Genomic DNA, 14,547 nt, shown 5'->3' on the forward strand with positions numbered 1-14,547 from the left:
GTCATTGAGTCATTCTTTGCACACTGATGAATGAATAAACAATATAAAATATAGAAAAGTCACCTGTCCTGGTGTCGAACGAGTTAACAATGACTCAATGACCCAATGACCTGGTGACCAATCTGAAGAAATTCAGGTGCCTATATCGGCGGTGTCCACCTCTTCCCATTCCGAACAGAGAAGTTAAGCCCGCCAGAGCCGATGGTACTGCAGTAAAATGTGGGAGAGTAGGTCGGTGCCAAATCTTAATGCCTCAATGGCCTTAACAAGAACCCTTTCATCTAACGATGAAGGGGTTTCTTCGTTTAGAGGAGTTTTTCATCCGCCCGGGGCCTCGTCCTGCCTAACCAATCCCCCTTTCGCTGCCGCATAGCGTCTCCGCTTGTGGCTAGATAATGCTTTTATATGGCGAGAAGGATGTAAATGCTACCGGGAGGGCATGGCGGCTACCTTGCATGCGGGCCACAAGTGCGGACACTTGCGGCAGTTTGGGGGAACTAACCCAAAACCGGTTATATCATCCCTTTCTTTCTCATTTCCCAAAAACATTTCGCAGTTGCACTTATATCTGCCATAGCATCATGTGCGCCTTCAAAGCTGCAATTGAATAGTTTTTTGTGCAATTCAGTAAGTTTTGGCCATTTATACCCGTAAGGGCCCTTTATTGCACAATAATTTGTAGCACTTTCCATTGTGCACAGTAACTTTTTACTCGGTATTGTGTTGGCTATTTTATTTCTAATCAATTCAGCTCCAACAATGTTTTTATCAAAACTGATATTATGAGCAATTAAGTATTGTGATGAATCTATGTGACTACTGATTTTTTTTAACACACCTCCAAGTTCAACTCCGTTTTTTAAAGCACTATCCGTTGTTATACCATGTATGTTGGATGCTGCGGCGGGTATAATAAAGCCATCAGGTTTTATTATAAAGCATTGTTTATCCAATGCATTGCCATGTCTATCGTGTAATATCCAGGCTATTTGAACCAATCTGGGCCAATTGTTTAAATCGCTTACCGGGGCTTTATATTTTTTAGGAACGCCGGTGGTTTCGGTATCAAAAAATAAATACATGCTGTAAAAAGAGTATTACTAAAGGTACTAATATCCATATTGTCACAAAGGATACGTTAGCCTAAACGGGTAGGTTTAGCCCTTTGGCGGTTACCTTGCATGCGCGCCACTTGCGGCAGCGGGGGGAACTTCCCCAAATTAATTCTGCAACAAAAAACCGGCAGGATCGATGAACAATCCTGCCGGTTAATATTATATGGGGAAGCCCCCTTGTAGTCTCTCGCTTATAAGCCCTACAACAGGTATATCTTAAAGAACTTCTTGCCGTATTCGCCCCAGTCTTTCATTACCGTGGTTAGGGTGTTGAAGAGGCTTTTATAATCTACCGGTTTGCCTTTTACAGGTGCTTTAATGGTGGCATCGGCAACGGGCACATCGGTTACTTTGGTGGCAAACCAGGTTACGTTCTCATGCGGCAGGGCAAGGCCCAATATCATGCCGGGCAGGCCGCTGAACGATTCGGGGCCACCGGATACAGGTATCTCGTCTGAATAAAACGCCACTACATAAATAGAATCCATTACGATGGCGTTGGCGCGGCGGCAGGTATAGCCGGCAATTTCGCGGGTTTCGTCGGTTATTTTCCAGTTTATTTTGCGGGTGGTATCCTTTACCAGGAAGGCTTCGTCGAAAACTTTCTTATTGGTGATGCTGAAGTTGGTGTTCAGGTCGGTATAAATGGTGTTTATCTGCTGGGCAAGGGGCATATCGCTAAACCAGCTGTTGCTCGGCGGATCGTCAGACTCTATGGGCGTGTACAGCGTTTTATTGTTGCCGAAGGTCATCTTGCTGAGGAGCGTCTTAAACTGTGGGTTGTTCTTCTTGTACGATTCGAACGCCGGGGTGTACCAGCTTTCGTTATCCTTATTGATTACTTTTTTGATAACGGCGTACATGTTTACTTTCTTCTCGTACTCTATAGTGCCCGATGTGGTAAAATGTGCGTTCTGTGCCGATAGCATGCCGCTGCTGAGCAGGCAGGCCAATAATACAAACAGGTGCTTTTTCATGTTTATGATATCTTGATATTTTAATGCCTTATTTTTTTGGTTGCGTACCGCCGCCCATTCCGCTGAAATCCCAAACTACTGATAACAGGAAATAGCGTTTTATGGTGGTATTTTGCGTTTGCGTAATGAGGTTGCTGGATGCTGAACGGCTAAAGCCCGAGTTTTGGTTAAGCAAATCGTTCCCTCTTAAAACCAGCTTCAGGTTCTCGGCCTTGAAGAACGATTTGGTGATGCTGGCGTTGATGATGGTTTGCCTGAAATCGGTAGCGAACGATTGCGTAGCCGCCCGGTACTGGTACTGCCCGTCGCTGCTTACCTGTAATTTAAAGGGCAGATAAAAGTTCATATAGTAATCGGCATTGAAACCACGGCCGTTGTTGTTACGGTCTGGCTGCAGCGACGATTGGCCGATGGTGTAATCCGGCCCGGCGTTGATGTATATCTGGAACTTTTTCTCTTTGTATTTAGACAGCGATAGTTGCCCCGAGTAGTTGTTGGATTTGGTGCGGTTTAGTTGGCTGGCTGCGTCGTTGGTAGTAACCATGCTGTAGTAAACGTTACCGTTAGTACTTAGGCGCGCACCCAGATTAAGACCCAGGGCCGTTATTTTGCGGCCCATATCTGCGCTTACGTTGTAGTTAGATGGGCGTTGGTTGCTGAGGTTAATGGCCTGTATAGTGCTTTTGCCTATTGCGGTATTGGTTACCACGTTGTTTACGATGGGGTTGGTGGTAAAATTGTAGCTCCCGTTTATCCAGATAGATTGCTCGCTAAGTACTTTGTACATATTGTACCACAGGCTAACGCGATGGGTAAATGATGGCTTCAGGTCCGGGTTACCGATTATCACGTTAAGCGGATCTGTGTTTACGCGGATGGGCTGCAACTGATCTAGCGTGGGCTGCGTTTGGCTGCCGTAATAGTTTACGCTGATGCCACCATAAGTGGATATTTTATATTGATAATTGGCCGTGGGGTTCCAGTTCAGGAAACTACGTTTTGCTGTGGTGCCCAGAATTTGGTTTTTTTGGTTGAAGGTAACATCGGCAAGGCGGGTGCCGAACCGCAGCGTCCCTTTGCCTTTTTTGTAGTTGAAGTTAAGGCCGCCCTGGTTAGATACCTGGTTAAAGATGTAGTGGTTGCTCAACGAGTCGTTCAGCAGGTTGTAATTGCCCGGGGCCGATTGATCGTATGAGCGGCGGTCGGCATCGCTGTTGTTGAAGTTGATGCCATAGCTCAGTATCATGGATAGGTACTTGGAGAAAGGCTCGGTATAAGTAACGTTGGTGTTGAATTTCGAGGTCTTGGTGTTATCGATTTTCCGCTGATCGATTACCTGGCTGCTATCCAGCTGGCTTTGTTCGTCGTACAGGCCCAGGGTCGATTTCAGGAAACCATCCGCTTTATTATCGGTAAAGCCGGTGTTTACGTTTACAGATAGCGTGCGGCCCTTTTTCTTCAATTTTTTGGTGTACAATACCGTTGCGTTGAATAGCTGCTGGTCTACGTCGTTGTTAACCGAGCGGTCGTTCTTGTTGAGCAAGGTGCCGTCGGCACGTGTGCTGGAAGATAAGTTACCCGTGCGGGTGGTGCTGTTCTTCAGAGTACCGTCAACCGAGAATTTCAGGGTGGCGGTGCTATCCAGCTTAACCGAGTAAGTGGCATCCAGCTTTTGCCTGAACATGTAATTGTTGAATGTTTGGTTGGTTACGCTATTGATAACGCTGGTATTGCTATTGCTGGCATCAGGCAGGTTTTGCTGCGATATGGTGTTACGCGTGCCATCTACCGAAAGCGAGCCTATTTTATAGTTGGTGTTTAGGCTGTATTTATCGGCTTTCCATTTATCGTCGTAGTGTACACCGCCGGTGCGCGCTACCGGGATGCCGTCACCCTCGTAATTTCCGCTGAACGAATCGAGGCCATTGTCGCCGCTGCTGCCATCGAAGTATGCGCCGCCGTCGTCGCCAAACGTCAGACCGCCGCCCGTGCCCAGTTTATTGTTATCTTCCCAGCCCAAACCGGTTTTGCCGGTGTTGCCCAGGGTGCCATAGGCCGAAAATTTCTTTTTCCCTTTGAATTTATTGAACAGTGCCTGCCCCTGGTAAAAACCATCGGTGCCCACGCCTGCATCTATTTTGCCGAAGTAGCCGTTCTTTTTATCTTCTTTTAATTTGATGTTGATGGTTTTGGTTTTGTCGCCATCATCTATGCCGGTAAAGGCTGCCTGGTCGCTGGTTTTATCGTACAGCTGCACCTTGTCTACCATATCGCCGCGGATGTTTTTGGTAACCAGTGTTGGGTCGTCGCCAAAAAATTCTTCGCCATCAACCAATACTTTTTTTACGGTTTGGCCCTGCGCGGTTATTTTGCCATCCTTATCTACCTGTATGCCGGGGAGCTGTTTCAGCAAATCTTCCACTTTAGAGTTTGGCTGAATAACGAATGCCTTGGCGTTGTATTCAGTGGTATCGCCTTTTATTTTTACGGCGGCCACGGTGCCTTTGATAAGTACTTCTTTCAATAACCTCGATTTTAGCGACATGTTGATGTTGCCGAAGTTATGATCGGTATGTACAGAATCGAGCGTGAATTTTTCTACATAATCGGCATAATCGGGGTAGGTAACCAGCAGGATGAAGCTGCCTTTGCCCAGGCCCGATAAGTTGAACGCGCCGCTGCTATTGGCCCGCACAAATTTGCGCAGGGTAGAGTCTTTTGCGTTGAGCACGCTCACCGAACTGTTGAACAGCCCAACATTGGCCACAGAATCGCGCAGGGTGCCTTTCACCGAGTACGTTTTTTGTGCCATGGCCGAAAATGAGCATATACAAAAGAAGAATAGTGCTGTAAATGTGATTTTCATAGTTTAGAGTTAGTGCACGCAAGATATAACTAAAATCTTAGTAGCAGAAATGCAACTTGTTAAAATGTGTTAAAAACAGCCACTGAAGTGTTAAATAGCAATATTGTTACTAAAGCTTAACTATTTTGCTTTTGTAAAGCACGCTGCCATTAAATGAGATGATGCAGGCATACACACCGGGATTTATGCGTAGCGGTATTTCATTTTGCAGCCCGTTGAAGGTTTTGCTGAACCGTAAAATGCCCATGGTATCGTACAATTTTAGCTCATAGTCCCTAATGTCGCCGCTGAGGATGTTTAGCTGCGTGGTAACCGGGTTAGGGTATAGTGTAAACTGCGCCGCTTGCAAAAGGATGGCGCTAGCATTATCCGAGTATATAATTTTGCTATCGGTAGTGCTAAGTTTTGCCCGGTAGTAGTTGATGCCTTTTTTTGGTGTGGTATCAGTAAACTGGTAAATGAGTGCATTTGCAGCGATGGCCGTAGTTCCTATCGGTTGGTATTTATCTGGGCCGATAAGTTTTTCCCAGGTAATATCTTTCAGGTTCACTACGCTGCCAACCGATAGCGTTAGTTGTATTTTACTGTCGGTGGTTATGTTGGCCAACAGGGTTTTTACGTAGCAGCCCACGCCTTGTGTTGTAGCATCAATAGTATAACTTTTTATCCCCTCGAAGCCATCGCCCGTGGCGCTTACAGCAAAATAATTTGATGTTTGCGTTGCCGCCGGGATAGTAATCGTAGTATCGGTGCTTGTGGTTACCGGTTGTAAAATATTATTTTTAATGCTGTAGATAGTATATCCCGTTGCGCCGGGCTGAGGGCTCCAGTGTAAAAGCGTTCCGTCTGTACACTTGTAGCCCACGTTAAGTATCAGTGGTTTAGAGATAGTAAACTCCGGACTGATATGATCCCCGCCATTGATGGTTAATTTCAGCATAGCCTGTGTAAACGTATCCGGCGGAGCCCATTTATAAAAGCCATCGGCCAGGTTAACATTGGCAACAGGCTGCCAGGTAGCGCCATGGTTGTAGCTTACACTTAACTGGCCGCTTGCGGTGCTGTAGGTATTTTGCCAGTGCAGGTAATTATCGTCGCCAGCGAATACCTGGTTATTGCTCAGCGGGAATACCCACTCGAAATGGTTAGCCGCTATGGCCGAGTATGTTATATAAAAGGGCTGCGTGCCTGTTGCAACACGGCTGCCTTTTACACTGATGGTATAAACGCCTGCTTCGGGCGTTTGCAGGGTTATTTGCTCGGCATTATTAAGCGTATCACGCTGGCGTGTTGCAGGTTTCGTAAGCGAATCTGCCGAGGGGTAGCTGCTGAGCACCCATGGCAATAAGGTTTGACCCGAGGGTGTGGTAACGCTTAGGTCGAGGTCGTTTACCAATGCCGATGGCGCATTCAGCGCGGCCGGGGCATCGTTCCAGGCTAATGATATTTTGAGCATGCCGCTGTTGGGTGGCACGGTAATTTGGTAACTGCTTTGCCCGTTGTTGCTTACGGTTCCGGCTTTAAAACGCCCCTCGTTTAATATCCTCGCCGCTTCTAAAGCGTTTAGTTTGCCGTAGCCGGTTTTAAAATCTACTGCGGGCTGGCCGATATCATCAGCAGCTGTAATCAATGCGCTTTTTATTAATGCGGCCGGGGGAAGACGTTGATATTGTTTTTTATAGGCCTGCTGTAACAATGCAACCGTACCCGATACCAGCGCCGCTGCGCCGGAGGTACCGTCTTCGCCATCGGCAACCAGTTCGGGCTTTACGCGCCCATCATAGGTCGGGCCCGATGAACTTAAGGCCTCGGGTATATTGGTGTGGCCGGTACCGCCAACTACCAGTACATTTTTTGCTTGTTTAAAAGTGCCTGAGAGGTTGGCTACATTGCTTATCCCGTTGTAAATGCCTGTTTCGGGTGCCGTGGTACCGATATTGCCCGACGAGAACACATGCACCAGGGTATCCTGTTCATAAAGTTGTGCATCGTAGGCAGCAGCTTCTATCCCGTAAAAATTTTCGATGCCCACACCGTATGAGTGGTTTTGAATGCTGATGTGGTAATTTTTAAAATATGGGGTGCTATCGGGCGAAAGCCGGGCAAAATCCGACGAAGTAAATTTTACTGCCGGCGCAGCACCAAGCCCTTTTATATACGAATTGCCATTGCCGCCAATTAAAGTTGCCATGATGTTGGCATGCCCCGAAATATTTGGTGATGCCGGGGCAGCAATAAACGAACGCCCCATCAGGTCGATGTCGGTTTCGTCGTAGTTTTCTTCTTTCAGGCTCACATTAACGCCGCTGCCGTTTATGCCGGGATAGTTACCGGTTATGGCGGCGATGTTATTTACGCCAAGGTCGATGTTATCTATCGCCAGTTCTTCATGGGCTTTACGCACCAGGCCCGCAAAGGTGATATTGCCATCGGTTAATATATTGCTAAGTTGTTTTAATGGAGTTTTTATGATGATAGTGTTGCCGCTTGTGCTGATGATTGTAGTTGCCAGGCGTAGTTTTGCAAGGCTGCTCTCATCGGCCTGTTTTAGTACAAGCGTTATCAGTTTTGTGCTGTTGGGGTGTTCTGCGGTTAATTTGGCCAACCTGTCATCCGCTTTCCAAAGCGGGTTTGCGGGGGCAACAATTGCCATATTGCTATCGGCAATTAGCTTTTGAGTAGAGGAAACTACATAGTAATTATAAGATACCCTTTTTACGGGGCGGACTATCTGTGTGGCAAATTTTGTAGGGTTTTTAATATTTACGAGGTAATAATAGAGGCTATCGGGCTGCTTTTCTGCGCCCATTTTGTCAGCCGAATAGATGGCACTGATATTTTTATCGGCACGGTTAGTTTGTGCTTCACAAAAGAGAAAGCTTGCAAGTAAATGTAAAAGGCAGATCCCTTTTTTTAACATAGGCATATAACAACATAAAGGAGAGCATATGCCCCCCTTTATGTAAAACTAACACTTAATTTTTTAATTAATTTAACTTAGTATAAGTAGTTCAGCGCAACTTTATCGTTGGCGTTGAAAGTGCGGTCGCCGCCATTAGAGCAGGCAAGCATCCATGAGTTTGCATCAGCAGTTGATGGCGTACCCGGGATAAGTATAGCGCCAATGTTTGAAGCGCCTTCATTTGTTGGCGTACCACCGCAGCTGTACGCGCGGTTAAAGTAATCGGTATGGCGGAAACCAATGCAATGGCCCATTTCGTGCTGTAAAACCGAAGTAAGGTAGTTTACATCGGGGTTTGTGCCGTAAGCCTGTGCGTTGGTGTTCATCTGTATCTGGCCGTAAGGGTTGCCTTTTCTGGTTGGGAAGCCCGACGAACCTAAAGTAATATAGCCACCGCTTGGGCCCTGGTTAAAGCCAACTACTTGTATTTGGCCGCCGCTTGCCACAAACTGAAACTGAAGGGTTAAGTTAAGCGCATTGTAGCGCGCAATGGCGTTTTGGGTAGCGGTACCGTAAACGGCAGGCAGGTTTGATATGGATACCGTAACTGTACGCGGTAAGTTTTTTACCAGGTTGGTGGTTCGGTACTGTTCAGATTCGGCAATGCGTAATATGGGGCCGGCTATCCCTTCGGTAAGGTTTTCATCGGTTAAAAGGATATCGCCTTCTACGAGGTAACCGCCGTCAACTTTATGCGCATCGACTGTGCTGAAACCCATGCCGGCAATGCTTTGCTTTACCTGCGCAGATAATTCTGTTGATGAAGTAGGGGGCGTGCCGGGAGTTTTTGCATTTTTTTGGCAAGCGAAAAGTACGGTTGATACTACCGCAACCGCAAGGCCGGTTTTAAATAGAAAATTTGTTTTCATGTAAATGGAGTTAAGTGAGGTAAATGGGTTAAGTGAGTTAAATGTTAGTTAGTATTTTGTTAAGTTTACATATATACGAAAAATATGACACTTGTGTTGCTTTTTAATTAACAACGGATTAAAATATTAACAACTCGGGCGAAAATGTTTATTTTATTGACAGGTTTAATAGTTTTAAGAATAGCGATTGGTCACAAAAAAAACGCATGGCTTTTAAGCTATGCGTTTTTTTAAAGGGGGAATGATTTTGTTAAACAGAAAACGGACTTTGCCAATCTTTAAAAGCGGGCAGCACCTGGTCTTTGGCAGATACTACGGCTTCGGTTTCTGCAACGCCCCAACCTATGGCCAGTTCGGGGTCGTTCCAAAGTACGCCGGTTTCTGATGCTTTATCGTAGTAGTTGGTTACTTTGTAAGCGAAGATGGTGTTATCCTCCAACGTAACGAAACCGTGCAGGCAGCCTGGCGGTACCCACAGCTGCAGGTTGTTGGCGGCGCTTAGTTCCACGGCAACATGCCTGCCATAGGTTGACGAGCCAAGGCGCGCATCAACCGCTACATCCATTACGCTGCCCTGTAAAACGCGCACCAGTTTGCCCTGCGCAAAAGGATGCGCCTGTGCATGCAGGCCCCTAACTGTGCCTTTTTGCGACATGGATTGGTTATCCTGCACGAAGTCAGCCTCAATGCCTATCTCGGCGAGGGTGCGTTTGCTGTAGCTTTCGTAGAAATACCCTCTATCGTCGGTAAATACGCGGGGCTCTAATATGATTACGCCGGGGATAATGGTTTGGGTCGCGGTCATATGCTGCTTAATCTACGGTTTTCATAACGGTATTGAACAATACAAACCGCTCAGCAAATTGTTGCTGGTGCCCATCCTGAAAGCGGAACAGATGGCCACTGTAATACTCCTGAAACTGCTCGATGGTATCGGCCATGTATTGCACGCAGTAAGTAATGCCCTCGTTTGGCGAATCGATAATGGTAAGGATTTGATAAGATGAGAAATAGCCCGTTGCCATAATGGCGGGTATCTGCACCTCTTTCATCCAGGCCAGCCATTCCTGCTCAACCGTATCTTCGAGGATAAACGTTTCGTTGTAAATAATCATAAGGGCAAAAGTAACACGATTTAAGGATTAACGGGATGCTTTTTTAACAGGATTAATTTTTTGACTGGATTTAAGGATTGAGGGATTAAACAGGATTGATTTTTAAACAGATTTAAGGGATTAAGAGAAAATTATACTGATGCTTTTTTTGATTTTATTTAAAACACAACACCGTATTCAAGATTTTACCCAATGACCCAATGACCCAATGACCCAATGACCCAATGACCCAATGACCCAATCTATTTCAATATCTCCACCGAGTCAAAAAACACTTCATTATTTTTGGCCGCCGTATTAGCGGGTATAAGGCACGAGAGCGAGTACATTTTGCTGCCAATTAATATCATTTTTAGCCATAACGTACCTTTATTAGTGTTTTCAGTGCCGGAGGCGCTATAGGTGCTATAGGTTTTCCATTTGCCTATCGTTAAAGCCCCTAAGGTATAGTTGGTCTTTTTTTTTGCCATACCAGCCATCAGTCCATCGGCAAATTCCTGTTTGTCCTTAACCGATGCCAGGGTGGCGGAATCTAAATTGGCTACAACCTTTAAATCTACCACCGTGGTACTGTATCCAATACCGTCTTTCCCTTTCAACAAATAACTGTTAATGCCATTTTTGGTCACTGTCTCCGGTTCGGCAGGGAATTTTATCGACAATTTTTCATCGATGTTTTTTGTGACCCAATTGGTTTGGGCTTTAGTTGCTGCCGATAACATCAGCACAAATAAAATAAGGTAATAGGTTTTTTTCATGCGTTAAAAGTAATGCATTAATTTGTTAAACGCCATGTGGGCTGGCATTAAAGCCTAACTGGCATCATTCTTATCGCCCCTCAACGCCCTGAAGCGTTTGCGGGCATCGTTCAGCCAGAGGCTGCCGGGGTAATCGGTAATTATTTTTTGGTAATAGGTTTGGGCCATGGCGGGGTTGTTCAGTTTGGTTTCGTATAGGTCGCCCAGCATAAATACGGCATCGTCTGCCCATAGGTCGTCTGGGTGGCTTTCTACAATTTGCTTAAGCAGGGCCACCGCTTCGGGATATTGCTTTTGCTGTAGCAGTATCCTGGTTTTGGCCATCAGCACGTCAGCCTCCAGCGAACCGGGGTACTTTTTTGGTATGCTATCTAAGGTGAGTACTGCTTTATCGGTTTGTTCGGCAAATATCAGCAAATCGGCACGGGCATACATCTTAAGGGCCGCGCCCGCGCTGTCGATAGCCAGGTTATCGGATATCAGCAAAGATAGATTCAACGCGTCATTAGCTATCAGCTGCGTGGTGGCCGCCTTCAAAATATCCAATTGACGCCTGCTCCAATCAAAATCGCCGGTGTAGTAAGCTAGCTTCGCGTTCCGCAGCAAGGCATCCTGGCCAACGGCGGTGTTGGCGTTGTCTTTCTCCACCTGGCTGTACAGCAGGGTGGCATCCCATGGCTGGTTGTTCAGCAGATAAATATCGCCAAGATCCAGTTTGCAGCTTGCCAACAGGGTTGGGCGTACATCGGCTATGGCCACGGCGCTTTCCAGCAGGGTTTGTGCATCTTTTAGCTTATGCAGCTTAAAGGCTTGCAGGCCGGCCAGCTTTTGCATAGCGAACACCGTGCTGCGGCTGCGGCCAAATTCGTTCAGCAGGTTAAGGTAGTCCTGCTCCAGGCTTAGCAGGTCGGCCTGGGTGTATTTGCCGCTGGTAACCTTCAGGTTCTTGGTGTTGATTAGCTCTATCTTGGCCGAAACATAGTTGGGGTTTTCTTTCCCCTTGGCAATAATATATTCATACCCGCGGATGGCTTCGTCGTACGCCTCGTTGGCACTAAGGGTGCTGCACAGCTCGTATATGCTACTGCCATCATCGTTTTGGCGGCGGCTAAGGGCAATGGCCTGGTTAAGCGCCTGCCCAAAATCCTTTTGTTGCAGGTATTGCCAGGTAAGCAGGTTTACGTAGATGAACTGCTGCGGGTCTTTCTGTATCCGTTTCAGCAAAGCAAACTTCAATATATCGTAATCGGGCGCACCCTCATACACGGTAGATAACATGCTTTCGGCCTGGTTTAAGAACGATGGGTTGGAAGGCAAAAAGTTAAGGTATTCCTCGGTAAGACCGGCTTTATCGCGTTTGTAGCGGTAAAGGTTTATCAATTCGAAGGAGAACAGCGCATCGTTATGTAACAGCTTGCGACCCTGCAAAAAAATCTTCACAGCATACTCTACATTGGCATTCTGGTAAAATTGCGAGGCGATGGAGGCAATCTCGTTTTGGTCGGCCGGGAGGTTTTTGATCAGCGCGGCGTATATATCGTCGGCCTTATCGGTATTGCCCTGCTGGGTGTATATGGTGCCCAGGGCAATATTGTATTCGTAGGCACCGGGGTGCTTACGAATCATTTTCCGGGTGATGCTTTCCGCTTCGTCGAATTTCTTGCCTGCCAGCAGCGCGTTCAGGTATTGCTGATAGTAGCCTTCATTATCTTGTTTGTACAGCTTAAGGTAAATATCCAGCGCTTTTTGCTGCTCGCCGTTCTGGGCGTATAGCCGTGCCAGCGCCAGATCATTATTTTGCGCAAAAAGCTTTGTACAAAACGCAAAAAGTAGTATCATTATGATTGAAAAACGCTTCATCGCATTTGAAGATTTTAGTTGCCCCTATTAAAGCTATATAACGCCGGAGCAGGGTAAAATTGTAGTGACATTAGCATTAGCGTTATATTAAATAAGTAATTTGACCCATAGTTATTCATTAAGCCTATATTGATGCCCTGCCGCTTACGATTGTTTTTCTTTATTGCCTGTGTTGCCTCGCTATGCGCCTGCACGCCTGCCGGGGTTAAGCAAATACCTGTAAACGACTTTTTTAAGACACCGGAGAAGAGCTTCTTCAAGATATCTCCCGACGGCAAATTTGTATCGTACCTTAAGCCTTATAAAGATAAGCAAAATATCTACATCAAATCGCTGGAGACGGGCAAGGAACAGATGGCCACAACTTATACCGACTACTCGGTACGCGATTACTCCTGGACCTTTAACAACCAAATCGTTTTTACCCAGGATATCATCGCCAGCGATGTGTACCGCGTATTTACGTTGGATGTAGCCACCCTAAAGATAACCAACCTGCTTAACCTGGATAAGGTGCGCATACGCATCCTTAACCGCAACCGCCTGCAGCCCGATGTGATTACCGTAAGCATGAACAAGCGCGATGCCGCCAATTTTGACGTGTATCGCCTTAATGTGAAAACCGGCGAGATGAAACTGTACATCCAAAACCCCGGCAACGTAACCCGTTGGTACCCGGATCCGAATGGCGATATTCGCCTGGCAAAGGTATCTGATGGGGTGAACGAAACGATATTGTACCGGGCCAACGAGCGGTCGGCCTTTAAGCCCATCATCAAAAGCAATTTTAACGACAGGGTGGAACCTGTTGCCTTTACCGGCGAAAAGAACTACTTCTACGCGCTATCAAACGTAGAACGCGATAAGACCGCCGTGGTAGAGATTGATGCAGAAAGCGGCAAAGAGATTAAGGTGATATATGCCAGCGCCACCGCCGATATTATGGACTTGGCCTATTCTAAAAACAAGCGACGCATTGAGTTTGCTTATTGGGATGAGGCCAAGCCCCAAAAGCAATTTTTAAATAAAGATGTTGAAAAGCTGTATAGCAATATTGCCGGGAAGCTAAAGGGCGATGAGATGAATATTGTTGACCGCGACAGCGCCGAAAATAAATTCATTATTAACACCTATACCGATAAAAACCCAGGCTCGTATTACCTGTACGAGAAAAAAAGTGATAAGCTTACCAAACTGGCAGATATTTTAAGCGGTATAAATCCCGATGAATTTTGTGCTATGGAGCCGGTAAGCTTTAAAGCATCTGATGGCCTAACTATCAACGGCTACCTAACCGTACCAAACGGCAAGGAAAAGAAGAACTTGCCGGTGGTGGTGATGCCGCACGATTTCATATGGGGTCGCGATTCGTGGGGGTACGATGCCGAGGTGCAGTTTTTGGCCAACCGTGGCTATGCGGTTTTCCAGGTGAATTACCGGGGTTCGGGGGGCTATGGCAAAGCGTTCCGTAAGGCGGGCTTTAAGCAGGTGGGCGGCAAGATACAGGATGATATTACCGATGGTGTGCGCTGGCTGATAGCCAATAAAATAGTCAACCCCAAAAAGATAGCCATTTTTGGCGGCGGTTTCGGCGGTTTTTCGGCTCTTTACGGCGTATCCTTCCACCCCGATATGTATAACTGCGCGGTGGTGAAATACGGGCTCATTAACTTTTTTACTTACTTGAAGGATGCCCCGCCATTTTACAAGCCCTTCCAGAAAATGAGCTACGAAATGATAGGCGACCCCGAAAAGGATGCCGAGCAGTTGCGTGCCATTTCCCCCGTTTTCCATACCGATAAGATAAAGAGCCCCCTGCTCATCTTCCAGGGCGCAAAAGATCCCCGCGCCAATATCAGCGAACTGAACCAATTTGTGCGCGAACTCAACAAACGCCACGTGCCTGTAATATACCGCCTTAAAGAAAATGAACGCGCCTTTTTCCGTAGCGAGCATAACCGGATGGAGATGTATGCCGAGATAGAGAACTTCCTGGATGCCAACATGCAGGGTAAACAATAGCCG

At 46.6% G+C, this 14,547-nt stretch carries 10 protein-coding genes and 1 rRNA gene; 2 read left to right on the top strand and 9 right to left on the bottom strand.

The window, feature by feature from the left end:
• The first annotated feature begins 132 nt into the window (after positions 1-132).
• Positions 133-244, top strand: a 5S ribosomal RNA gene (gene rrf / locus AC1DXC_RS23610).
• Positions 245-512: 268 nt separating this feature from the next.
• Here the strand turns inward: rrf and AC1DXC_RS23615 are convergent.
• The 9 genes from AC1DXC_RS23615 to AC1DXC_RS23655 all read right to left on the bottom strand — a co-directional run bounded on the left by AC1DXC_RS23615 (position 513) and on the right by AC1DXC_RS23655 (position 12,501).
• Entirely contained in the window at positions 513-1,082 is a 570-nt protein-coding gene (locus tag AC1DXC_RS23615) for a 3'-5' exonuclease (protein ID WP_477461637.1), read from the bottom strand.
• Between the two features lie 233 nt (positions 1,083-1,315).
• A complete protein-coding gene (locus tag AC1DXC_RS23620; protein WP_477461638.1) occupies positions 1,316-2,092 on the bottom strand; it encodes a GLPGLI family protein in 777 nt (258 codons plus the stop codon).
• Positions 2,093-2,120: 28 nt separating this feature from the next.
• Positions 2,121-4,958 (bottom strand): outer membrane beta-barrel family protein, encoded by a 2,838-nt coding sequence (locus tag AC1DXC_RS23625; protein WP_477461639.1) that lies wholly within the window; start codon positions 4,956-4,958, stop codon positions 2,121-2,123.
• 109 nt (positions 4,959-5,067) lie between these two features.
• The gene (locus tag AC1DXC_RS23630; protein ID WP_477461640.1) at positions 5,068-7,767 is read right to left on the bottom strand and encodes a S8 family serine peptidase; all 2,700 of its coding nucleotides are present in this window, start codon (positions 7,765-7,767) and stop codon (positions 5,068-5,070) included.
• 188 nt (positions 7,768-7,955) lie between these two features.
• The gene (locus AC1DXC_RS23635; RefSeq protein ID WP_477461641.1) at positions 7,956-8,789 is read right to left on the bottom strand and encodes a M57 family metalloprotease; all 834 of its coding nucleotides are present in this window, start codon (positions 8,787-8,789) and stop codon (positions 7,956-7,958) included.
• 250 nt (positions 8,790-9,039) lie between these two features.
• Positions 9,040-9,594: a dTDP-4-dehydrorhamnose 3,5-epimerase gene (rfbC, locus tag AC1DXC_RS23640; RefSeq protein ID WP_477461642.1), complete on the bottom strand. Its 555-nt coding sequence runs from the start codon at positions 9,592-9,594 to the stop codon at positions 9,040-9,042.
• Between the two features lie 7 nt (positions 9,595-9,601).
• Complete coding sequence (locus AC1DXC_RS23645; RefSeq protein ID WP_477461643.1) at positions 9,602-9,904, bottom strand: DUF4286 family protein; 303 nt, start codon at positions 9,902-9,904, stop codon at positions 9,602-9,604.
• Between the two features lie 242 nt (positions 9,905-10,146).
• A complete protein-coding gene (locus AC1DXC_RS23650; protein ID WP_477461644.1) occupies positions 10,147-10,662 on the bottom strand; it encodes a hypothetical protein in 516 nt (171 codons plus the stop codon).
• A 54-nt stretch (positions 10,663-10,716) separates the two neighbouring features.
• On the bottom strand, positions 10,717-12,501 hold the full coding sequence (locus AC1DXC_RS23655) for a tetratricopeptide repeat protein (RefSeq protein WP_477461645.1): 1,785 nt from the start codon (positions 12,499-12,501) through the stop codon (positions 10,717-10,719).
• A gap of 153 nt (positions 12,502-12,654) precedes the next feature.
• On the opposite strand from AC1DXC_RS23655, the gene AC1DXC_RS23660 reads away from it, so the two are divergent.
• Complete coding sequence (locus AC1DXC_RS23660) at positions 12,655-14,544, top strand: alpha/beta hydrolase family protein (protein WP_477461646.1); 1,890 nt, start codon at positions 12,655-12,657, stop codon at positions 14,542-14,544.
• The last annotated feature ends 3 nt before the right edge of the window (positions 14,545-14,547 follow it).

It is taken from the genome of Mucilaginibacter sp. P2_D11 (genome assembly GCF_056404435.1).

What these genes read in the sequence shown, in the direction of transcription:
- AC1DXC_RS23615 (WP_477461637.1), bottom strand. Translation starts at nt 1,082, where the DNA reads ATGTATTTATTTTTTGATACCGAAACCACCGGCGTTCCTAAAAAATAT.
- AC1DXC_RS23620 (WP_477461638.1), bottom strand. Translation starts at nt 2,092, where the DNA reads ATGAAAAAGCACCTGTTTGTATTATTGGCCTGCCTGCTCAGCAGCGGC.
- AC1DXC_RS23625 (WP_477461639.1), bottom strand. Translation starts at nt 4,958, where the DNA reads ATGAAAATCACATTTACAGCACTATTCTTCTTTTGTATATGCTCATTT.
- AC1DXC_RS23630 (WP_477461640.1), bottom strand. Translation starts at nt 7,767, where the DNA reads ATGGGCGCAGAAAAGCAGCCCGATAGCCTCTATTATTACCTCGTAAAT.
- AC1DXC_RS23635 (WP_477461641.1), bottom strand. Translation starts at nt 8,789, where the DNA reads ATGAAAACAAATTTTCTATTTAAAACCGGCCTTGCGGTTGCGGTAGTA.
- rfbC (WP_477461642.1), bottom strand. Translation starts at nt 9,594, where the DNA reads ATGACCGCGACCCAAACCATTATCCCCGGCGTAATCATATTAGAGCCC.
- AC1DXC_RS23645 (WP_477461643.1), bottom strand. Translation starts at nt 9,904, where the DNA reads ATGATTATTTACAACGAAACGTTTATCCTCGAAGATACGGTTGAGCAG.
- AC1DXC_RS23650 (WP_477461644.1), bottom strand. Translation starts at nt 10,662, where the DNA reads ATGAAAAAAACCTATTACCTTATTTTATTTGTGCTGATGTTATCGGCA.
- AC1DXC_RS23655 (WP_477461645.1), bottom strand. Translation starts at nt 12,501, where the DNA reads ATGATACTACTTTTTGCGTTTTGTACAAAGCTTTTTGCGCAAAATAAT.
- AC1DXC_RS23660 (WP_477461646.1), top strand. Translation starts at nt 12,655, where the DNA reads ATGCCCTGCCGCTTACGATTGTTTTTCTTTATTGCCTGTGTTGCCTCG.